This is a genomic window from Corynebacterium sp. BF-R-2 (genome assembly GCF_024586525.1).
In the GTDB taxonomy this organism is placed as follows: domain Bacteria; phylum Actinomycetota; class Actinomycetes; order Mycobacteriales; family Mycobacteriaceae; genus Corynebacterium; species Corynebacterium singulare.
Map to the genome: position 1 here is coordinate 71,598 of NZ_JAMFTP010000009.1, position 21,734 is coordinate 93,331.

Sequence of the window (21,734 nt, forward strand, 5' to 3'; positions counted from 1 at the left end):
GGTGGCCGTGGTGGTTCAGCTGGGGTGGTTTAGCTGGGGTGCTTCGTCGCGGCCTTCATGTCAGCAACGAAGGAGGTGACGGCATCAGCAAGCTCCGGGGTGGGCTTGTTGTTCTCGTCGAGGTGGGCGTCGACAATTTTGGTGAGTGCCGAGCCGGTGATGGCGCCGGCGGCACCGGCGGCGATGGCATCCGCTACGTGCTGAGGGGTCGAAATACCGAAACCGAGGAGGATCGGTGCACCGCCGAAACGCTTGACGTTGCTCACAACGTCGTCGAGCCCACGCGTTTCTGATTCCTTCTCGGTGCCGGTGACGCCATCACGTGAGATGGCGTAAATGTAGCCCTTGGAGTACTTGGCCACCCCGGCGAGGGTCTGCTCCGAGGCTTGGGCCGGAGCGATGAAGATGGGATCGATACCGGCCTTCTCAGCGGCGGCGACGAATGGGGCACCTTCGCGCACGGGGACGTCGGGAAGCAAGATGCTATCGGCGCCTGCGTCATGGAACTCTGAGTAGAAGGTCTCAAGCCCCCGAGTGAAGGGAACGTTGCCGTAGATGAGCATGCCGATGGGAAGATCTGGGAACTCGGAACGAATCTGGCGGATCTGCGCAATGGCGGAGTCGACGGTGGCGCCCCCGGCGAGCGCTCGGATGTGAGAGGCCTGGATCGTCGGGCCGTCGGCAACGGGATCGGAAAACGGCACACCCAGTTCGAGGGCATCAGCACCGCCGGCGACCGCGGCGCGGACAATAGCCAGTGCCGTGTCCGGGTCGGGATCGCTGAGCATGATGAAGGGGACAAAGGCACCTTCGTTACGGGCGGCGAGTGTTGAAAAGAGTGTCTCGTAACGGCTCATTAGTTCTCCTCCGGGAGCTTGAATTCGGGGTGTTCCTCGAGGGTGCGGCGGACGTGGTCGATGTCCTTGTCGCCGCGACCAGAAAGGGAGACGAGGATAGTGATGTCTTCTTCCTTGCGCTTGAGCGCGTAGGCCAAGGCGTGGGAAGACTCGAGGGCGGGGATGATGCCCTCGCGGCGGCTGAGTAGCTGGAAGGCCTCGAGTGCTTCGGCGTCGGTAATGCCGACATATGTGGCACGGCCTGTCTGGGAGAGGTATGCGTGCTGTGGTCCGACGCCCGGGTAGTCCAAGCCGGCGGAAATGGAATAGGATTCCTCGACCTGTCCATCGGCATTGCGCATGAGATAGGAGCGCGCGCCGTGGAGGATGCCGATGGTTCCGTTGTTGATTGTGGCGCCGTGGTGCCCGGAGTTGAGGCCCTCTCCCCCTGGCTCGGCACCGATGAGTTCGACGGACTCGTCATCGATGAAGTCGGCGAACATTCCGATAGCGTTGGAGCCACCGCCGACGCAGGCGACGACGACGTCGGGAAGCCCGCCCGTGCGCTCAATGATTTGTGCCTTGGCTTCTTCAGAAATCACCTTGTGGAACTCACGCACAATTGTGGGGAACGGGTGCGGACCGGCAGCAGTGCCGAGGAGGTAGTGCGACTCATGGAAGGTGGCGGTCCAATCGCGGAGGGCTTCGTTGACGGCGTCCTTGAGTGTGCCTGATCCGGAATCAACGGGTATGACCTTTGCGCCCATAAGCTCCATGCGGTAGACGTTGGGCTGCTGCCTAGCGACGTCCTTGGCGCCCATGTAGATAACGCATTCAAGGTCGAGGAGGGCACACGCGAGGGCGGTTGCGGTTCCGTGCTGGCCAGCTCCGGTCTCGGCGATGATGCGGGTCTTGCCCATGCGCTTAGCCAGGAGGGCCTGCCCGATTACCTGGTTGGTTTTGTGAGCGCCGCCGTGGACGAGGTCCTCGCGCTTGAGGAAGATGCGTGCCTTGCCGCCGAGCTTGGTGGCCTCAGTGAGCGGAGTTGGGCGGCCAAGGTAATCACGGAGGTAGCCGGCCAGTTCCGCGCGGAATGAGGGATCATTCTGAGCATCGACGAAAGCTTGCTCAAGTTGGTCGAGGGCCGGGATGAGCGATTCGGGGACGAATTGTCCGCCGAACTCGCCAAAGTAGGCCGGAAGGAGCGTTTCCCGGGTTTCGGATGGAGTGGTCATGGTGGTCCTTTGGGTTGGGGCTTAATACGTAAAGTGACGAATGGTGTCGAAGGTGCGGGCAATGAGTCCAGTGTCCTTGCGGCCGTTGTTTTCGACGCCGGAGTTGAGGTCTAGGCCGAGGGTGCCCACGCGGAGTGCGTCGGTGAGGTTGGACAGGTTGAGTCCGCCGGCGAGTAGTGTCTTGTCCTTAACGGCGGCGGGTACGGTTGACCAGTCGAAGGAGGTTCCCGTTCCGCCGGGGCCGGAGTCAAGGATGAGCATGTCGGCGGCGTCGGCAAGCGCGGTGGCGAGTGAAGGACCGTGTGGCGCGGTCATATCGATAGCGCGCCAGACCTGACGCTCCCCCGCTGCTGCTCGGACAGACGCGATGAGATCAAACTCATCTTCCGTACTACCTTGGTAAGGCGCGTGAATCTGGAGAGCGTCGACGCCTTCGAAGGCGAGCTCGTCCCAGCCGGTTGTCCGCCGAGAGACCGCGACGTAACTCAGGTCCGGCTCGTGAGCGATGATGTCCTGTGCGGTTTCACGTGAAACAGTGCGTGGAGAAGCCTCCTCGAAGATGAGGCCCCCGTAGACGGCGCCTGCAGCGCGGGCGGCCTGGGCAGCGGACCACGTGGTGAGACCGCAGACTTTGTTGGTGCCGAAAACTAGTTCACGGCAAGCACGGTCAATGTCCGGGGTTCCGGTCAGCTGCGAACCAACGAGGAACGCATTGGCGTGAGCGCCGAGCTGACGAACGGTGTGGTTATCGCGGATGCCGGACTCGGAGACGATGACCTTTCCCGCAGGAATGTGGGGGGCGAGTTGGGCGGTGCGGTCCAGATCGATTGTTAGGTCGTGCAGATTGCGGTTGTTGATTCCGATGACGTCGACGCCAAAGGCTGTTGCGCGGGCGACCTCCTCTTCGGTGATGGCCTCGGTGAGGACGTCGAGGCCGAGGGAATCGGCAAGCTGCTTGAGTTCGGAGTAGGTCTCATCATCAACGATGGACATCATGAGCAGGATTGCATCGGCGCCGAAATAGCGTGCGGCATAAACCTGAATCGGATCGATGATGAAGTCCTTGCACAGCACCGGGAGGTGCGTGGAGAGTGCCACGGTTTGTAGGTGGTCGTAGTCGCCGCCGAAACGTTCCGGCTCGCAAAGAACCGAAATCGCCGAAGCATAGCGGGAATAGACGCGCGCAATGGCGCCGGGTTCATAGTGGTCGCGGATGAGGCCGAGCGAAGGCGATGCTGACTTACACTCCATGATGAAGCGGTTGGTGCCGTTAAGGGCATCGAAGAAGGAACGCTCGGACCGAGGGAGTGCCTCCAGATCCACGTGGGCCACACGTTCCCGGATGGCGGGGAGATGGGTGCGGCGCTTGGCGACGATCCCCTCAAGCACGGTCGGCAGAGCCATAATCAGCCTCCTCGTGCTTCGTGAGCCAGGCGGCGACGGAGCCGTCCGTGATGAGCTGGGCTGCATGGGCCACGCCATCGGCGATGGTGTTGGTGGTTCCGTTGAGGTAGAACATTGCACCCGCGGTGGCGGCGATGGCGTCGTGGTGGGCGGGTTTGCCGGTGCCGGCAAAGACCGCGCGAAGCGCCTGAGCGTTCTCCTGGCCGTCACCACCGGCGAGATCGGCGAGTTCGTGGCGGGAAATGCCGAGCTCCTCCGGGGTCAGTTCGTAGTGTTCAATGGAGCCATCGCGCAGCTCCCATACCTGGGTGGTGCCGTGCACAGCGATTTCATCGGTACCGGCGCCGTGGACGACGAGCGCGCGGGTTCGGCCGAGATCCTTGAATACCTCCGCGATGAGCTGGCCCTGAGCCGGGTTGGCGATTCCCATAATCTGGAACTCGGGCCGGCCGGGGCTCAATAACGGGCCGAGGGTATTGAAGATGGTGGAGATGCCCAGGCCTTTGCGCACCGGTTGCACGTGAGCAACCGCCGGGTTGTAGGCCGGGGCGAAAAGGAACGTGAAGTTGGAAGCCTCGAGCTGGCGGACAGCACGTTCTGGATCGAGATCGAGCGGAATGCCGAGGGCTTCGAGAACGTCGGCGGAGCCTGACTTCGAAGACACGGAACGGTTGCCGTGCTTGACCATCTTCACTCCGCCCGCAGAGGCGACGAGGGAGGCGCCGGTGGTGACGTTGATGGTGTTGGCGCCGTCGCCGCCGGTTCCGGCGGTATCCATGAGGCCCGCGCCGGTGACCGGGAAGGGGCGCCCTGCGCGCAGGAAGGCGCGGGCGGCGCCGGCTACATCGGCGAAGGTTTCGCCGCGAGTGCGGATGTGGGTCAGGAGCGCGGCGATGTGGATGTCGTCGTACTCCCCCACCGTCAAGGGAGTGAAGACCTCGATCGCTTGCTCGAGAGTCGGCTCTTCAATATCGAGGAAGTTCTGGAGTGTTGTGAGTGGAGCCTTGGTGGTCATTAGTTATCTGCCTCCATAGTGGGGATAGCGGATAGTTGTTCAATGCAGCGTTCGATCATGATGGGGCCCGTTGGTGTCAGGAGTGACTCCGGGTGGAACTGGAGGCCGATGGCTTTACCGTCGAGAGTCTCGGCCGCCATGGTGACGGGGCCGATGTCTGTCTCGGTTGAAGCCAGGCTGCGCATCTCGTCCGGAATGTTCGCGCACCCCAAGGAGTGGTAGCGGGCAACCGGAACGAAACGGCCGACATAGTCTGGGTTGTCCGGCTCCGAATCGGTGGTGAGGCCTTGAAAGATCGGGTGCCGTGCCCCGGCCTCGGTCAGGGTCATGGGAACGGACGATCCGTGAACCGGGCCGCACGGCTCGACGGTCCCACCGAAATGATCGAGGAGTGCCTGGAAACCAAGGCAGATCCCGAGGATGGGGATGCGGCCGAGGGAGGCGTCGATAAGCGGCATCATCGATCCCGCGTCCCTGGGGTGACCTGGGCCGGGCGAGAGAATGATGATGTCGGGCTTCGCAGCGAGCACCTTCTCCACCGGGACCGAGTTACGGAAGACGGTGGTGTTGTAGCCGGCGAGGGCATCGACGAGGTTGTAGACAAAGGAATCGTGGTTATCAATGAGGACAACGTGCGGGTTCATCGGATGACCTCCAGGGATGCACTCTGTGCCTGGGCGATGGCGCTGAGCACCGCGTAGGCCTTGTGCACCGTTTCATCGGCTTCGGATTGGGGAATTGAATCGCGGACGACGCCGGCACCTGCTTGGACGATGGCGGTGCCATCCTTGACGTAGGCGGAACGGATGACGATGCAGTTATCCATCGAGCCGTCGCCGCGCAGGTAGCCAATGGCGCCGCCGAAGGAACCGCGGCGAGTCTGTTCGGTCTCCCGGATGAGCTCCATGGCGCGCAGCTTCGGCGCACCGGTCAGCGTGCCCATGTTCATGCACGCACGGTAGGCGTCGAGGGCGTCGAAATCCTCGTGCAGCGTGGCCACGACGCGGGAGACCAGGTGCATAACACGCGAGTAACGGTCGACTTGGAGTAGGTCAGCGACGTGGCGAGTGCCGGGAACGGCGACGCGGGCGAGGTCATTGCGGGCGAGGTCCACGAGCATGATGTGCTCGGCAACCTCCTTGGCATCGGTCCGCATTTCCAGCTCATTGCGGATATCGAGCTCGTGCGTGGCGCCGCGCGGCCGCGTACCGGCAACGGGATAGAGCTGAACCTGCCGGTCCGAGGCGGTGTATTTGAGGTTCGATTCCGGAGAGGCGCCGAAGAGCTCGTGATCGGCGCCACGCACGTAGAACATGTACGGAGAAGGATTGGTCTCACGTAGCGTGCGGTAGGCAGCGAAAGCATCAGGGCAGTCAATACTAAAGGCGCGTGAGGGTTGAACCTGGTAGATATCGCCCGCGTGGACGTTGCCCTGGAGCCGCTCAACGTGGCTGCGGAAGGTGGCGTCGTCGATGGAGGCGCGTGCGCTTATGCTCTCTCGCGGTGCGGGGGCCTCTGGAGTACCAGGTACGGTGACGGCGGCCAGGTCGAGCTCCTCTTCGAGCGCGTGCTTGTCGACGCCCCACCCCTCAATCCTTGCCCTCTGAGTCAGGTGGTCCACCGTGAGGACGTGCTCGGCTACGAGAAATTCATAATCAGGGTATTCATTCGGTCCGTCTGGCACCGGTGGGAGTGTCTCGAAGGTGTCGACGTAGTCGAAGGCGAATCCTCCACCGAGGAATGGAAGTGACTCGCCGGAATAGAGCTGGCTAAACTGCAGCGTGCGCAAGATATCTGCGGTCGAGGTGGCGCGGAGGCGGGCGCGCTCATCGTGCTCGGTGGAGAGTTCGAAGCTAAAGGTGGCGCTGACGTCACCGTTCTGCCTCATCTTGGAGCAAAAATCCTGACGAAGTTCATCTAAGAGCAAGTGACCGGCTGGTGTTAAGGCCGTTGCGGTGACCTCCTGGCCGCGGCACACGACCTTGAGTGCTGCCTTCGTAATGGCGATGCAGGTGAGGTTCTTCTTGGTCTCAATGTCGGCGGACTCTAAAAGCAGGGAATCCTGCGGAGTGGCGAGAGCATAAAAGAGCGCGCTGGCGTCGGGTATGTACCTGACCTCACGTTGGGCTGTATACGGCATCCTGTGTCTTTCTTTAACGATAGTGAGTGCTGCCGCGAGCTTCGCAAAAGAGCAAAACGCCGAAAAGCCCGCAGCTGCGGGCCTTAAAAATTGGGGAGAAGAAAAGGGCCCGCGGGTTACGCGCGCCACCACCAAAGGTTAAAAGTGTTCTTCACAGCATCGACTCTAACACCGATACCTTCTGCCGTACAGGTAAATGAAACATGGGTACCCCCGAGAATCGTCCTCCGCGAAAACGACTCAACATCAGAGTGATGTAGCAAACATGCAGTTGAGGGTTGTGATGCACGACTCTGTTTCTGTCGAATGACAGCTTTGGGGTTTCGTGCGTTACCCCCGCAGGCCAAGAAAATTTACAAAACTGCTGCTTAAGGCCCTGTGGAGCGACTTTAATAACGGTCACCACAGCCGTTGATTATCTAGCTTAAGGATTGCCATGTTTAAGAAGACCGCCACTGTTCTCTCCTCCTTGGCCCTGGGGGCGGCTGCCCTGGTGGGCTGCTCGTCATCGTCGGAAAGCGCCGGCGGCGATTCGGGAGGTGGGAACTCCTACTCCATCGGCATCAACCAGCTGGTCCAGCACCCGTCCCTGGATGCTGCGGCCGAGGGTTTCCAGGCCGCGTTCGAGGACGCCGGCGTGGACGTGGACTGGGATATCCAGAATGCCAACGGTGAGCAGGGTACTGCGGTGTCCATCTCCCAGCAGATGGCAAACGCCAACCATGACCTCTACCTGGCAATCGCCACTCCGGCAGGCCAGGCCATGAGCAAGTCCATCAAGGACAAACCCCTCCTCTTCACCGCAGTCACGGACCCTGTTGAAGCGGAGCTTGTCGAATCCGTGGACAAGCCAGGTGCAAACGTCACCGGTACGTCCGATGCGGCTCCCATCGAAGAACAAGTCAAGCTCATGAGCCAGCTGGTCCCCGACGCGAAAACCGTAGGTGTGGTCTACTCCTCTGCCGAAGTGAACTCCAAGGTCCAGGTAGACCAGCTTACGGAAGCCGCTAAATCACAGGGGATGGGCGTACAGTCTCAGACCGTCACCTCTGTGACCGAGATTCCGCAGGCGGTGGAGGCGCTGGGCGACGTTGATGCAATTTATGTTCCGACGGACAACATGGTGGTCTCCGGTATCTCCTCGCTGATCAAGGTGGCGAATGACAAGACCATCCCAGTCATCGCTGCGGACTCCGGTGCGGTCGAAGGCGGTGCTGCCGCCACAATCGGTATCGACTATAAGGAGTTGGGCCGCCAAACCGGCGAGATGGCGCTGCGCATCCTTCAAGACGGTGCCGACCCGGCCGAGACCGCCGTGGAGACCGCGTCCGATTACACCTACGTCATCAATGAGGATGCTGTAAAGGCGCAGGGTATCGAGGTGCCACAGGAGATTCTGGACAAGGCTGAGACGCTGTGATTGGTGCGCTTGAGCTCGGGCTTCTCTACGCCGTCATGGCCGTGGGCGTTTACTTGACGTTCCGCGTCCTTGACTTTCCCGACCTGACCGTTGATGGCTCCTTCACCACAGGCGCCGCGACTGCCAGCATTCTTATTACTACTGGTGTGAATCCCTTTGTGGCCTCGCTTGCTGGCTTCTGCACCGGCTTCATCGCCGGTTGCGTCACTGGTTTACTTCACACAAAGGGCCGTATCGACGGACTGCTTGCGGGAATCCTCACCATGATTGGCCTGTGGTCAATCAACCTACGGATCATGGGAAGTGCCAACGTCCCGCTACTGTCGCAGGACTCGGTGTTCACTCCCCTGGATTCGATGATGGGCACGTGGGCTGGAGTCGGTCTGCTCGCTGCGGGAGCGCTCGCACTGTGTCTGATTATCGTGTGGTTCCTGTCCACAGACCTGGGCCTCTCGCTGCGTGCGACGGGCGATAATAAGCAGATGATCACCTCCTTCGGCGTCTCCACGGATTTCACGAAGATACTCACCCTCGCGCTATCGAATGGCCTCGTCGGCCTGTGCGGCGCGCTCATCGCTCAGTACCAAGGTTTCGCGGACATCTCCATGGGCATCGGTCTCATCTTGGTCGGGCTCGCCTCGGTGATCCTGGGGCAGGCGGTGCTCCCCCAGTCCCGCCTCTGGCTGGCGGTTGTTGCGGTGGCGCTCGGCTCCGTGGTCTACCGTCTCATCATTTTCGTGGCGCTCCAGGTGGGGCTTAACCCGAACGACATGAAGCTCATCACCGCGCTGCTCGTCATCGTCGCGCTTGTGGCACCGCGCTTGACGCGGGTTCGCACTCGAAGGAGGGCCTAGGCCATGCTCAGCATTGATTCGATTTCGAAGACCTTCTTCCCGGGCACTGCCAATGAGCGCCGGGCGCTTCGCGACGTCTCCCTTCACCTCTCCCCCGGTGACTTCATCACCGTCATCGGTTCTAACGGTGCGGGAAAATCCACCTTGCTGAATTCCATCTCGGGCCGGCTCATCCCAGATTCAGGAAGGATTCGGATTCACGGGAAAGACGTCACTACACAGTCGGAGCACAAACGTGCTCGCAAAGTGGGGCGCGTGTTCCAGGACCCGATGGCTGGTACTGCACCGAACCTCACCATTGAGGAGAACTTATCGCTGGCGTACCTTCGCGGAAAAAGTCGCGGGCTGGGGTTGGGGCTTAATTCGGCGCGCCGAAAGGTCTTTATCGACGAGCTGGAGTCCCTAGAGCTCGGCTTGGAAAAGCGCCTCGGCACCAAAGTAGGCCTGCTCTCCGGCGGTCAGCGCCAAGCGCTGTCGCTCCTTATGGCGGGGTTCACTCACCCGGATGTCATGCTGCTTGATGAGCACACCGCAGCGCTTGACCCGCAGCGCGCCGAGCTTGTGACGAACCTGACGAAGCGGATTGTGGAGCAGGGCAAGCTGACCACACTCATGGTCACGCACAACATGGCCCAAGCGCTTCAGGTGGGCAATCGCCTCATCATGATGCATGAAGGCCAGATCATCTTCTCCGCAGATGCAGAGCAGAAAGCTCAGCTGACGGTGGAGGATCTCATGGCGGAGTTCGCCAAGATTAAGGGCGCATCCTCCGATAGGACGCTCCTTCAGTGAGTCTGTGTTTCACGTGAAACACAGACGGATCAAATCCCGTCAAGGACGGCATCGAGTTCGTCGAGCGTCTCGAAGGCCGGTTCTTCGATGAGGTGGCCGCGCGCGATGACCATATGGGGAGCGCTGAGGTTGCGGAAGGACTCGAGAGGGTTGGCGTCCACGACGACGAGGTCGGCTGCGAAACCTTCCTCTACCCTTCCCGTGATTTCTCCCCAGCCGAGGATTTCGGCGTTGGTCTGTGTTGCTGCCTGGAGCGCCTGAGCGGGGGTCATGCCTCCAAAGCGCACGAGATAGTCCAACTCGCGCCACAAGCTGTAGTGCGTCACGTACGTGCAGGCAGAGTCAGTTCCCGTACCGATGACCACGCCCTCAGCCAAGGCCGTGCGGAGACCATCGAGCATGCCTTCAAAGATGGCGATGCCGTTCTGCTTCACCACGTCATTGACCTTGGTCACTTCCGTGTCTAGCCTCGCCAGTGGAAGTGCGGGGATAAGGGTGGGCACGAGTGCGGAGTATCCGCGTAGGGAGCGCGGGTTGTTCTTGAAGAGCTCCACCATCTCTGGGGTAAGCGGGCAGCCATGCTCGATGGTGTCGACCCCGGCCTTTAACGCTGCCGTCACTCCTACTTCGCCTTGCGCATGCGCGGCGACGATGACCCCAGCCTCGTGGGCTTCATCGCATATGGCTGCCATTTCCTCTTCAGTGAGCTGCGGACGTCCCGCCTCCCCGAGGGAGCGCGCGTCTGTTACGCCGCCCGTTGCCGCAATCTTGATGCACGTGGCCCCATTGCGAAGGTTGTGGCGAACATTGCGGCGTCCTTCCCATGGGGAATCATTGACCAGCGCAATCTGCGGTACACCGTGCCCGCCGGTGGCTGCGAGGAGTGGGCCGGAAGCCAGGATTCGGGGACCAACGTACTCCCCTGCCTCAATGGCTTCGCGGGCTTCCACGACCTCGTAACCGGGATCCCCCAGACTGCGTAGCCCGGTGACACCGGAGTTGAGCTGGGTGAGAATGTTCGCCTTGGTGCGCTTGCGCATGAGCGCGCGACCGGGAAGAGTGTTGAAGACTGTGGCGGCAATGGCCCCGCCGCGCTCGGAGGTCAGCGCCGGGTGAAGCGGCTTGCCGTCGGAGAACAGGTGGGCGTGTGCGTTGATGAGTCCGGGCAGGACGAACTTGCCGTGGAGGTTGATGCGGCGCGCACCCGGGAGATGAGGGGCCGCGTCGGCTGGCCCGACATAACCAATGGTGCCGTGCTTGTCGACGCCTATGGAGTGGTTCTCAAGGACGGTACCGGCGGCGTCGCCGGTGACGATGGCACAGGATTCCAGGATGAAGGCGGTACGTGGGCTGGTCATGTGGTTAGTCTAAAGCGAACCGTGCTGGTAGGCCGATAAAGTTTCACGTGAAACGTAGTGTAGAAACGCACACGGTGAACTAGCGAATTTTCCGAATTATCCCCGCGGGGGTAGCCCTTTGGGGTGTAGTGCGAATGTAGAAAATTCCACTGTCCGTGCAGGTTAAATGGTCGATTTGTACTGCCTGGGGAGTAGTCACTCAACTGGCAGACAAATTCACTCGAGGAGAGTAGAAAAGACTCATGAGCGAAAACAAGAAGGTCAATGTTGACGAGTTGCTGGCCAAGGTTCCGACCGGCCTGCTTATCAATGGCGAGTGGGTGGATGCCTCGGATGGGTCCACCTTTGATGTGGAGAATCCAGCTACCGGAGAGATCATCGCGACACTCGCTTCTGCAACGTCTGAGGACGCGAAGAAGGCTATGGATGCTGCGTGTGCAGTCCAGGAAGAGTGGGCACGCACCTCTACTCGCGAGCGGTCTGAGCTGCTGCGCCGCGCTTTTGAACTGGTCCAGGAACGTAAGGACGAGTTTGCCACTCTCATGACCTTGGAGATGGGTAAGCCATTGGCTGAGTCTTATGGTGAAGTTACCTATGGCTCTGAGTACCTTCGCTGGTTCAGTGAGGAAGCCGTCCGCGACTACGGCCGCACCCTGCCGGCGCCGGAGGGCACCCTGCGCATGATTACTCGCCGCAAGCCGGTGGGCCCGTGCCTTCTCATCACCCCCTGGAACTTCCCGCTGGCCATGGCGACCCGCAAGATTGCGCCGGCCATCGCCGCTGGTTGCACCATGGTAGTAAAGCCTGCCAAGCTGACGCCGCTGACCACGCAGTATTTTGCACAGACGATGATCGATGCCGGAGTCCCGGCAGGCGTGGTCAATGTAGTGTCCGGTAAGTCCGCGTCCGCTATCTCCGAGCCGATTATGGCCGATTCTCGCCTCCGCAAGATCTCCTTCACTGGCTCTACCCCGGTGGGCAAGACCTTGCTCAAGGCCGCTGCCGACAATGTGCTGCGCACGTCCATGGAGCTGGGCGGCAACGCTCCCTTCATCGTCTTTGACGACGCCGACCTGGACCAGGCTGTCGAAGGTGCCATGGGCGCCAAAATGCGCAACATCGGTGAAGCCTGCACTGCTGCCAACCGTTTCATTGTCCACGAGTCTGTGGCCGAAGAGTTCGCGGAGAAGTTTGCCAAGCGTATTGGTGAGCTCAAGGTGGGTAACGGCCTCGATGAGGGCGTGACCTGTGGTCCGCTGGTCGAGCAGAAGGCGCTCGACAACGTCACGGCTCTGGTCGATGACGCCGTGGAGAAAGGCGCTAAGGTTCTCGTCGGCGGCAAGCCGGGTGAGGGCAAGGGCTACTTCTACTCCCCTACTGTTCTGACAAACGTCTCCCGCGATGCGCGCGTGGCTCAGGAGGAAATCTTCGGCCCGATCGCTCCGATCCTGACCTTCTCCGACGAAAAGGAAGCCATCGCCATCGCAAACGACACGGAGTATGGACTGGCCTCCTACGTCTTCACCGAGGACTCCGACCGCATGTGGCGCGTCGGCGACGGTCTGGAGTTTGGCCTGATGGGCTTCAACGCCGGAGTTATCTCTAACGCAGCTGCCCCGTTCGGCGGCGTCAAGCAGTCCGGCATGGGCCGCGAGGGCGGCGCCGAGGGTATTGCTGAATACACCTCGCTGCAGTACATCGCTATGCGTGACCCGTACGCGAATGCCTAAGTCCTCCTGCTAAGCCGGCGGACGCCATCCCGATGAGGTGGTGACCGCCGGCTTTGTCGTTGGAACCGCACTGACTAGAACCACAGTGGCTGTGTCATGGGTAACATGTTTAAAACGACTGCACTAGATTGTCTAGGAGAACCTCATGACCCAGTTCGCTAACTATTCCGACCTGCTGGCTGCCATCACGGATGAGAACGGCCGCGAGATTCTCAACCCGGCAACCGGGGAGGTTGTTGGCCATGCCCCGGAAGGTACCGTGGAGGACCTCAATACGGCGGTGGAGACTGCGGTTAAGGCACAAAAGGAGTTTGCCAAGCTTTCCGACGAAGAGCGGTGCGAGCTGCTCACCAAGGCAGCCGCGGCTGTGGATGCCAATGCAGAGGCACTCGTTGAACTGCTCTCCCGTGAACAGGGCAAGCCTCTGAACGGCCCGAACGCTCGTTTCGAGGTGGGCGCATGCTCGGGGTGGCTCAATGCGACCACGTCCTTCGAGCACCCGAACTACACGGCCGTTGATGATGACATCACTGCCACAGTGAATTACCGTCCGCTCGGCGTTGTTGGTGCGATTGGTCCGTGGAACTGGCCGATGATGATCACCATCTGGCAGATTGCACCGGCGCTGCGTATGGGTAACGCGGTCGTCGTTAAGCCTTCTGAGTACACCCCACTTTCTGTGCTGGGGCTCATTGAGGTCATCAACACTGTGCTGCCGGAAGGAGTGTTGCAGGTCGTGACCGGTGATGGTGAGGTCGGCGCTGCGGTGACGGCACACGCGGATATCGACAAGATTATGTTCACCGGTTCCACTGCCACCGGCAAAAGGATTGTGGAGGCCAGCGCCGAGAACCTCACCCGCCTCACGTTGGAGCTCGGTGGCAACGATGCCGGCATCGTGCTTGACGACGCCTCCCCAACGGACATCGCCGGCGATCTCTTCTGGGGCGCGTTCATCAACACCGGCCAGACCTGTGCTGCGATGAAGCGCGTCTACGTGCCGGAATCGCTGTACGACGCCGTCTGCGAAGCCCTCGTCGAGGTGGCCAAGGCCTCCCCGATGGGCGTGGGCTTGGAAGAAGAGAATGTCCTCGGCCCGCTGCAGAACAAGCAGCAGTTCGACATCGTCGACAAGCTCGTCAACGCTGCCAAGGAGTCCGGCGCACGCGTTCTGCTGGGCGGCGACCCGGACTATGACGCGCCGGGCTACTTCTACCCCACCACCCTGGTGGCCGACATCGACCCAGACAACCCGTTGGTTGTCGAGGAGCAGTTCGGTCCGGCACTTCCTATTGTGAAGTACACGGACCTGGATTGGGCCATCGAGCAGGCAAACAAGCTCGATGTGGGACTGGGCTCCTCCGTGTGGTCCTCCAACCGCGAGCGTGCTCTGGACGTCGCCGCGCGCCTAGAGGCAGGAACCACCTGGATTAACGGTCACGGTGCCGTCGACCCGCGCGTGCCGTTCGGCGGTATCAAGTCCTCCGGCTACGGCGTGGAGTTCGGTACCGAGGGCCTCAAGGGCCTGGCTTACCCGCAGATCATCAACGGCTAAAACCGGCCCGGCGCTGCTATTCTTAGCGCCATGAGCACCGCCAAAGTCCCGGAGATCGAGTACGCAGCCTTCGACGCCATGAAGGAGGTTGCGTCCTCGCTGAAAGCTGCATACCTCACTAGGGCTGCTGAAGCAGGCAACGATGTTGAATCCCAGTGGTGGATTCGTCAGAACTGGCTCGTAGAAGACATGGTCAGTGGGGTTGATTCAACCGACATCGAAGCCATCCGTGCCGCTGCGGCTCTCTTTGCACAACGGCTCGAAGCTCTCTCCACCGAGCACAAAGCGGCATAACCTATGCTGTCCGCCGCTGATTTCCCCGTTGATCCACAAGTTATGGAGCAACGGCTTAATACTCTGCAAGCCAGCTACTTTGGCCGATCGAATGCTCACAGTCCGTCTGTTCCAGAAGTCATTTATGTGGCGGGGCAGCCAGCGTCAGGCAAATCAACAGCCATTGAATCCGTGAAAAATGGCCACACGGTCCTTGACTCCGATGAGATACGCAAATTGCATCCAGCCCTTGACGAAATCATGGGTCGCGATCCCCTGCGCATGGACGTGCTCACTAATGGCCCAGTCCCCTATTGGATGTCCTCGCTGATTGAGTATGGCCGGCAGCATGGGCACTCCCTCATCATTGAGAACACGCTGTCCAACCCGGAATTCATCGCGGGTGAGATAGCCAAGTTTCGCTCCGCGGGTTTCCGCGTGAGGGTCGTGGGCTTGGCGGTGGCGCAGGAGGTCTCCAGGCTTGGTGTCGTCCAGCGCTACCTGGAGGCGCAGCGCGTGAGCCGCTACCCGCGTTGGACAAATGAGGTTTCCCACACGTCGGGCTTTAAGGCCATCGTCCCAGGGCTTCAAGCGATTGCGCCGCTTGTCGACGACCTCGAGATCCGCACCCGCGACGGCCGCACCTTAAGCGGCATCGAGGATATTGAGGCTGAGCGCGCAAACTGGTTCGACTCCCCCGCCACTCGTGCTGACTGGCTGGCCCGCTTCGACAGCTGTGACTTGACTGGCCTTGAAGCGGAGAAGCTTACGAAGAACCTCGTGGCTGACGCTGAGCGTATCCGCGGGCTTTAAGACTGTGCCTGTGGAACTGCGCGCCCGGTAGGCGGTGAGAGCCTCGTATCGAACCGACTGCTGGCGAGCTGGCGGTCTGCGAGGTCGAGCAGGCTGAGGATGTCGTCCGCGTAGTATCCAAGGCCGCCGTTCTTGGCAATCACCTTGGTGCGTAGAATTCCGGCACCGCTTAGCCGGTCTAAGGCCTTTCGTGCATTTCCAGGGGTGATTCCATAGAGACGCTGGATGGACCTGACCGTGACGATGGGATACGCAGGAAGGCTTCTCAGCAGTGTGGCTTCTAAAGAGTCTGCGCGAAGAGCGCGCTGCATCCCATCCTTCCGGCGGGTGTCTTCGACGGCAGCAAACCACTCCAACTGGATTCTCGCGAGATCGTCAGCGATGAGGCGAGCCTGTTTCACGGCTTCTTCGGCAGCATCCAGAAAAATGGAGAGCCATTCGTCGACGTTGTCCTTGCGGTAGGCCGTTAATCCTTGAACGTACCTTGTGGACCACGTACCGAGGACGAGACTTACCGGCAGAATGGTGTACTCAGTAAGCCCACGACGCAGAAGAATCCCATGAATGAGAGCACGGCCAACGCGCCCGTTGCCGTCTGCAAATGGGTGAATCGTTTCGAACTGAGCGTGAGCAATTGCGGCCTGGATGAGAGCCCCATGCGAAGCGCCATCGAGGTAAAGACATAAGTCGTCCACGAGGTCATGGACTAGACGTGGGGGAGCTGGGATGAACTCGGCACCAATGGGTGTGTGGTTGCTTCCTCCGATCCAGTTTTGAATAGTGCGAAGTCCAGTGGGAATGGAGCCATTCTCCCCCATCAATTCTCTTTGAAGCCTTTCTAGAAGCTCGACGGAGATTGTCGGTTCGGTTGCAAAGCTCTTCTCAATGGAACGCAGAACGGTGAGGTTGCGGGCAACCTCTTCCGCACTTTCCTTAAAGCCACGGACTTCCTCCTCTTGGGCGAGTTCCGCGAGGACAACCTTGTCTACGTTGGGCGCAATACCTTCGATGCGTGAGGAAGAAATCGCTTCAGAACGCATGAGTAATCGGGCCACAGATTCCAACTGGCCTGAAGCCGTATGGCGGTTGAGCCTCAAAATCTCACGCTCGATACGTGCTGCTCGGCTGGTGAGCTCTGGGGAAAAAGTCCACGCCTTACGTGCAAGATGGTCAGGAACATAGACCAGAAAAGGGCCTCCAGCCTTATCGCGTCGGGGCAGGCCGGAGCCTGATTCGGGGATCCAGTTCTCGGTAACGTAGTCGGGCATGTAGAGGTTATCCATTCGGCAAACAGTAAATGAGTGGTTGGATAACTCTTATCCAACCACTCATTGGGGTTTGGGCGCTAGATAACCTTTAAAAATTCGAGTTTTCAAAGAAGAAAAACGGCCTCAATGAGAACATCAATGACAATCTCAATAAGAAGATCAGTGAGAACTATTGTCATTGAGGGCAGGAAAAGTTAGCATTGAACTGTCATTGTTATCATTGAGGACGGGTATTCAAGGTGAACAATTGGTCCGAGAATCAGCTGCGGGAGCTATTGGCTGAGCTCGAGTTGCGTGGGGGTGATTCAACAACAGTCGAGGTCAAAACCGCTAAGGGGGGTATTCCAGACTCTCTACCGCACACCCTGTGTGCGTTTGCAAACATGCCAAGTGGTGGTCTTATCATTCTCGGTGTCAATGAGAAGGAAGGGTTCATTGTTACTGGCATTGAGAATCCTTCGGATATGGAGGCTGCAGTGGCCTCGCAAGCTCGTCATGCAATCACTCCCCCAGTCACGGTGCATACCGCCAGTGTGGCAATAGACGGTACGCATGTTGTGATTGCGGAGGTGACGGGATTGCCGGTCACGGATAAACCAGCTCTCTATAGGGGAGAAGCATATCTACGAATGGCTGATGGGGACTACCGTATGAGTGCCTCCGAGCTACGCATGATGGACGTTGCGAAGCTGCATGCTGAAGAGGCAGTGTCTTATGACACGACGATTGTGGAGGGCACGAGCCTTGCAGATCTAGATAGCGACGTAGTGCAAGATTTCTTGGTTCAGGCGCGGAGGAAGAATCGGCGACTATCGGGACTTGCTCAAGACGAGGACGTCTTACGGGCGCTAGCGGTGACGACCGCGACTGGAGAGGTGACGCTTGCTGGCCTGTATGCGCTGGGTTTCTATCCCCAAGGACATTTTCCTTCTTTAGCAGTAACGGTGGCGCAAAGGCTACCAAATGGTTCGAAGCACGGGCGAGTGTTGGGGTTGGAGACCTTCGAGGGACCCATTCCGGTGCTGTTGAACTCGGTCATGGGTTGGGTAAGGCAACGACTAGCCGCCGTACGGCGATATCGAGACGATGGATCAATGGTGGAAGTTCCTGAGCTTCCCCTTTCAGCCATTCGTGAGGCCGTGGCGAATGCATTGGTGCATCGAGATCTTGGGCCCAATACGTTGGGTGCGGGTAAATCGATTGATGTCCGCCTACTTCCAGACAAGATGGTCATCTCCAGCCCAGGGGGCCTTAGGGATCTGACGGTTGAGCAGCTCAAGTCGAGAGACCTTGCGCGCCAAGAGATTAACCAGCGCCTCTACAGACTGTGCCGATATCTCAAAGCAGACGATGGCACTTTTGTCATTGAAGGCGAAGGCGGCGGTGTGCAGCTCATGCTGGATGCCGCGCGCGAGCAAGGATTACCGGAGCCTGACCTGATAGATTCTGGAGTGCAATTTACGGTGAAGATGTGGCGGCCGGACACGCGTGGAGAGGCCCGCACCTGGGAGCCACTACACAAGGAGGAACCACTCACCGACCCGGAACGACGAGTGGATGCACCCGTGGACTTGGATGGCCTGGGAGTTAACGCGCCGCGCGTAGCGGAGGCGCTGCGCACGGCGGCACAACCGCTGACCATTGGCGGAATCGAAACAGCCACAAGCCTCACTAGAGCGCAAGTACGTTATGCATTGAAGTCACTGGTGAAAGCACAATTGGTGCGCATGGATGGTACGCGCGGCTCGCAAGCAACAACCTATGAATGGCTAGCTAGCCGCGGGATTTGAGGCGCTTGACCAGCTGGTCGTGGTGGACGGGGGCGAGGCAGCCGGCGTCGACAACGCGTTGGGCTAGGTCCCTATCCCCCATCTTGGCGGCGAAGGCCATGCCCATGGTGATGTCATGGTCGGGGCGGCCAATGAGGGAAATATCGTCGTCCGGGGTGATGCGTCCAGGAGTGATAATGCGCAGGTAAGCGCCGCAATCACCGCGGTCTGTGAAGGTTTTGAGCCAGCCGGGCTCATCCATCCAGCCGGAGAACGTGGCGCAGGGCTGGCGCGGGATAGAGACTTCGAGGACGCACTCCCCTATCTGAAGCTGCTGGTTGATGAGGACATTAGGCCAGGAAATGCCCTCAGTCGTGAGGTTCTCGCCGAAATAGCCGTTGCGCAGCACGCGGTTAAGTTCGCCCTCCCAATAGTCAAGCTCCTCGCGCGCTACGGCATACACGGCCTTGTCGGCGCCGCCGTGGTGCGCGTGATCCCCGATGGAATCCCCTACTACCCCGGAGCCATCGCCGTAGTTGGGGCCGGGAATGTCGAGGTCGAGGTGTGGGCGCGGGTGCTTATCGATGCCCGTGTACTCGTGCCGCCCATGCGGCTCCGGGCGGCGGACAGCGACGTTCGTGGAGATCACCTTCATGCTCACCCATTGTGGCACACCTCACGTGACTACATCTCGCGATTGTGGAAGAGAGCTTCCGCGGTGACGAGGTCGTAGAAAAAGAGGCGGGGGGCGAGGGGGAGGACGTCGGCAAGCATCGGCATATCCTCCTTGAGCAAGGGGCTTTCCATCACGATGTCATTGGCGGCACCACGCGCAGCCAAGGCAAAAGCATAGGAGATATACGGCATCCACGCGGCGGCGTTGAGCTCATCGGCGGTGTTTCCGCTGGCAAACGCGCCGAGTGCCACGAGGGTGTGGCTAATGGACATGTCCACGCCGGCGTTTTGCACAACGGAGGCGAGGGCAGTGGCATCCTTGCGCAGCTGCTCAATAGTGCCGAGGGCATCGAGGGCGCCGTTGTTGGCAAAACACTCACGCAGCGCAGCGACACGGGCGGCCTCCCCCATGAGGTCATCAACCGTGGGGGTCGGGCTGTGCACGGTGGCAGCGCCCAGGAGCATCGGGCGGGTAAGCCCATCAGCGCCGGTCTCACGCACGGCAGCGAGCTCGGCATTGTCGCTGGCGGAAGGATCAAGGAGGAGATCCAGGTAGTTATCGGCGCTGGTCTCCAAATCAGATTCGAGCGGCGAGTGGAACAGGCGGGTACGCGCGATGGAACGAGCCTGCTGGTTCACGCTCACGCCGGTCTGGGCCAGCGCATGCAGGGCGGACTCGGGGTTAGCGCGGAGGCGGTCGATGATGCTGTCGAACATGGCCTGCAGCTTCGGGTTCGGGCTGCGCTGGGACAGCACGTGCAGCGCGCGGAAAGCTCCCCACAGCTCCTCCGGGGTCCAGTCCTTGGACGCGCGCGCCGGCTCCGCGCCCTCCGGGGTCACAACGATGGAGGCGCTGGATGGACGAGCGGGGGCGGTGAGGTTGGAGGAAGGGGTGAGCTCGCGGACATCGACAAGCGCTGAGCCGTGCTCGAGCAACTCGGCAGGGAGTTTAAAACCGTGCTCTGTCGGCTCGAGGTGGGTGGGTTCTACCGTGGGTGTAGCCAATGGCCAGGCCCAGCCCACCAAATCTACCTGCGGTTCGACGTTCTGCTCAATGATCACTTCCTGTTCCCCCAACAGGCCACGGCTCACGAGCGGAGACTTGCGGACGGTGGCCAGGGCGGCATAAATGAGGCTCGTGGAAGCGGATGCCTCATACTCCACGATGCGCCGCTCCAGGCTGCGGGCTTCGTGCGCGGCGCGCTCCCCCTCTGGCAGCGAATCCAGGTAATCCTCGTAGGACAAGGTCGACCACATGAGGAAGAGCTCGGCGGAAGGCTGCTTGCGCACCGCGTTCGCCAGCGCTGCATTCGGCACTGCCAGGCTCGTGACAGCCTGCGTGGTCTTGGAGGTACGGGCCAGCTCCTTAATCTTCTGGCGGCCGTCAATGGTGACGAACTTGGCCAGCGGCAGTGGGCGCGGCGAGTGGACGGTGAACATGTCATCCTGATCGAGCTGACCAGCCAGAATGACCGGTTTATCCGAGTGCTCGGTGGGCTCCAAGCCGATACGCTTGACGCGGCTAAACAGGGCCTCCGGCCACACATCGAACTCGAGCTCATAGCCGGCATCACTGGCCACCACCTCGCGGCGCGAGACTTCCGTGTCCTCGAAGGTGCGCATGCCCTTCTCCAGCGCGATGGGCTTCTTCGGTGGGGAGGCCAGCGTGTAGCTAAAGGCTGAGTGAGCGCCAAGGGCATCGATGATGCGGAAATCCATGCCGCGCGGGCCCTCGTTGGTGGCGCGCATGTGGAGGCCCTCGGCGAGGGAGATAAAGCGGACGTCGACAAGCTCAGCGTCGCGCCACAGCGACACCTTGTAGCGCCCTACCCAGGGGTCTTCATAGAGGTCACTGGGGAAAGGCTCGGCAATACCGGCCTCGAAGGTCTGTTCCGAAATCTCTTCCTGCTCGCCGCCAAGCGGGGCGTAGGTGAGATCGATGCGCCACTCCCCCTCTGCGATGAAGCGCACGCGCGGAGATTGCGTAAAAACGGGCTCGTTGTCCAGACCGCGGGCGTTGGGAAGGATGCTGACGTTAAAGTCCCACTCGAAATCGCTGTGCTTAGCGACGTCCACCGGTTCCCTCTGCGGCACAGTCACCTGGTCCGGCAGCGCGCCGACCTCCCATCCAGCCCAGATGCCCAGCGGTTCGGCCTCCTCCAACGTTCCTTGCGGTGCGATGAGGGTGGTGCGGTCATAGACAATGAAGTGCGCCTTCTCCGTGATGCCGGTGAAGGTGGTGGGCTCAATGAGCTCCTCCTCGCCGTCCCGCAGGGTTACCGTAATGCGGGTAAAGGGGCCTGGAATGCCGACCTCCAGCGGTTCCTCCGTGGCGAATTCACGCACCGTACGCGGGCGATCGATGAAATGGGATTGAACAACCCAGCGGGGCTCGGTGACCTCTGCCTCAGGATTGGTGGCGGGCAGCTCCAGCATGAGGATATTGCTGCCTCGGCGTAGCGACAGGCGGGGACCCTGCTCAACAAGATCGGTGTCTACCAGTGGCGTAGTTGGAAGTGAATAAATTTCCGCGCTCATTTACCTCATCATAGGCCACTGCGGGGTGTGGTTGCCATGTTGCTGGTAGATGCCTGTGA

The 21,734-nt window shown here is 60.4% G+C and carries 18 protein-coding genes; 8 read left to right on the forward strand and 10 right to left on the reverse strand.

Annotated elements, in window-relative coordinates; translation table 11 throughout:
• Positions 1 to 29: 29 nt before the first annotated feature.
• From trpA to M5J09_RS07760, 6 genes are read right to left on the reverse strand one after another with little or no spacing between them, the layout of a single operon-like run.
• Positions 30 to 857: a tryptophan synthase subunit alpha gene (trpA, locus tag M5J09_RS07735; protein WP_257157479.1), complete on the reverse strand. Its 828-nt coding sequence runs from the start codon at positions 855 to 857 to the stop codon at positions 30 to 32.
• Positions 857 to 2,071 (reverse strand): tryptophan synthase subunit beta, encoded by a 1,215-nt coding sequence (gene trpB / locus M5J09_RS07740; protein ID WP_257157480.1) that lies wholly within the window; start codon positions 2,069 to 2,071, stop codon positions 857 to 859. Before trpB ends, trpA begins: the two co-directional genes overlap by 1 nt.
• A 21-nt stretch (positions 2,072 to 2,092) precedes the next feature.
• Complete coding sequence (gene trpCF / locus M5J09_RS07745; RefSeq protein WP_257157481.1) at positions 2,093 to 3,475, reverse strand: bifunctional indole-3-glycerol-phosphate synthase TrpC/phosphoribosylanthranilate isomerase TrpF; 1,383 nt, start codon at positions 3,473 to 3,475, stop codon at positions 2,093 to 2,095.
• The gene (trpD, locus tag M5J09_RS07750) at positions 3,453 to 4,490 is read right to left on the reverse strand and encodes an anthranilate phosphoribosyltransferase (RefSeq protein WP_257157482.1); all 1,038 of its coding nucleotides are present in this window, start codon (positions 4,488 to 4,490) and stop codon (positions 3,453 to 3,455) included. The genes trpCF and trpD overlap by 23 nt, the downstream gene beginning before the upstream one ends.
• The gene (locus M5J09_RS07755; RefSeq protein ID WP_257157483.1) at positions 4,490 to 5,134 is read right to left on the reverse strand and encodes an anthranilate synthase component II; all 645 of its coding nucleotides are present in this window, start codon (positions 5,132 to 5,134) and stop codon (positions 4,490 to 4,492) included. Before M5J09_RS07755 ends, trpD begins: the two co-directional genes overlap by 1 nt.
• Complete coding sequence (locus M5J09_RS07760; RefSeq protein ID WP_257157484.1) at positions 5,131 to 6,630, reverse strand: anthranilate synthase component 1; 1,500 nt, start codon at positions 6,628 to 6,630, stop codon at positions 5,131 to 5,133. The genes M5J09_RS07755 and M5J09_RS07760 overlap by 4 nt, the downstream gene beginning before the upstream one ends.
• A gap of 436 nt (positions 6,631 to 7,066) precedes the next feature.
• Here M5J09_RS07760 and M5J09_RS07765 point away from each other — a divergent pair, with 436 nt between their 5' ends.
• Genes M5J09_RS07765 through M5J09_RS07775 form a run of 3 tightly spaced genes read left to right on the forward strand, consistent with a single transcriptional unit; the run spans position 7,067 to position 9,696 of the window.
• On the forward strand, positions 7,067 to 8,050 hold the full coding sequence (locus M5J09_RS07765) for an ABC transporter substrate-binding protein (protein WP_257157485.1): 984 nt from the start codon (positions 7,067 to 7,069) through the stop codon (positions 8,048 to 8,050).
• Positions 8,047 to 8,904: an ABC transporter permease gene (locus tag M5J09_RS07770; protein ID WP_257157486.1), complete on the forward strand. Its 858-nt coding sequence runs from the start codon at positions 8,047 to 8,049 to the stop codon at positions 8,902 to 8,904. The genes M5J09_RS07765 and M5J09_RS07770 overlap by 4 nt, the downstream gene beginning before the upstream one ends.
• Positions 8,905 to 8,907: 3 nt before the next feature.
• On the forward strand, positions 8,908 to 9,696 hold the full coding sequence (locus tag M5J09_RS07775; protein ID WP_042532889.1) for an ABC transporter ATP-binding protein: 789 nt from the start codon (positions 8,908 to 8,910) through the stop codon (positions 9,694 to 9,696).
• A 29-nt stretch (positions 9,697 to 9,725) separates the two neighbouring features.
• Here the strand turns inward: M5J09_RS07775 and M5J09_RS07780 are convergent, their stop codons facing one another.
• Positions 9,726 to 11,054 (reverse strand): amidohydrolase family protein, encoded by a 1,329-nt coding sequence (locus M5J09_RS07780; protein ID WP_257157487.1) that lies wholly within the window; start codon positions 11,052 to 11,054, stop codon positions 9,726 to 9,728.
• Positions 11,055 to 11,296: 242 nt separating this feature from the next.
• Here M5J09_RS07780 and M5J09_RS07785 point away from each other — a divergent pair, with 242 nt between their 5' ends.
• From M5J09_RS07785 to M5J09_RS07800, 4 genes are all read left to right on the forward strand, one after another.
• Positions 11,297 to 12,784, forward strand: coding sequence for an NAD-dependent succinate-semialdehyde dehydrogenase (locus tag M5J09_RS07785; protein ID WP_239179754.1), 1,488 nt, complete (start codon positions 11,297 to 11,299; stop codon positions 12,782 to 12,784).
• 145 nt (positions 12,785 to 12,929) lie between these two features.
• Positions 12,930 to 14,339 (forward strand): aldehyde dehydrogenase family protein, encoded by a 1,410-nt coding sequence (locus M5J09_RS07790; RefSeq protein ID WP_257157488.1) that lies wholly within the window; start codon positions 12,930 to 12,932, stop codon positions 14,337 to 14,339.
• A gap of 30 nt (positions 14,340 to 14,369) precedes the next feature.
• Complete coding sequence (locus M5J09_RS07795) at positions 14,370 to 14,633, forward strand: hypothetical protein (protein WP_042532883.1); 264 nt, start codon at positions 14,370 to 14,372, stop codon at positions 14,631 to 14,633.
• 3 nt (positions 14,634 to 14,636) lie between these two features.
• Positions 14,637 to 15,425: a zeta toxin family protein gene (locus M5J09_RS07800; RefSeq protein ID WP_257157489.1), complete on the forward strand. Its 789-nt coding sequence runs from the start codon at positions 14,637 to 14,639 to the stop codon at positions 15,423 to 15,425.
• Here the strand turns inward: M5J09_RS07800 and M5J09_RS07805 are convergent.
• Positions 15,422 to 16,693, reverse strand: coding sequence for a Fic family protein (locus tag M5J09_RS07805; protein ID WP_257157528.1), 1,272 nt, complete (start codon positions 16,691 to 16,693; stop codon positions 15,422 to 15,424). The two genes, M5J09_RS07800 and M5J09_RS07805, sit on opposite strands and share 4 nt — an antisense overlap.
• 239 nt (positions 16,694 to 16,932) lie before the next feature.
• Here M5J09_RS07805 and M5J09_RS07810 point away from each other — a divergent pair, with 239 nt between their 5' ends.
• Positions 16,933 to 18,483 (forward strand): ATP-binding protein, encoded by a 1,551-nt coding sequence (locus M5J09_RS07810; RefSeq protein WP_257157490.1) that lies wholly within the window; start codon positions 16,933 to 16,935, stop codon positions 18,481 to 18,483.
• On the opposite strand, the gene M5J09_RS07815 is transcribed toward M5J09_RS07810, so the two are convergent.
• Together M5J09_RS07815 and M5J09_RS07820 are read right to left on the reverse strand one after the other, a co-directional pair.
• The gene (locus M5J09_RS07815) at positions 18,467 to 19,117 is read right to left on the reverse strand and encodes an MOSC domain-containing protein (protein ID WP_257157491.1); all 651 of its coding nucleotides are present in this window, start codon (positions 19,115 to 19,117) and stop codon (positions 18,467 to 18,469) included. The genes M5J09_RS07810 and M5J09_RS07815 overlap by 17 nt on opposite strands.
• 29 nt (positions 19,118 to 19,146) lie before the next feature.
• The gene (locus M5J09_RS07820) at positions 19,147 to 21,675 is read right to left on the reverse strand and encodes a hypothetical protein (RefSeq protein ID WP_257157492.1); all 2,529 of its coding nucleotides are present in this window, start codon (positions 21,673 to 21,675) and stop codon (positions 19,147 to 19,149) included.
• Positions 21,676 to 21,734 lie beyond the last annotated feature (59 nt).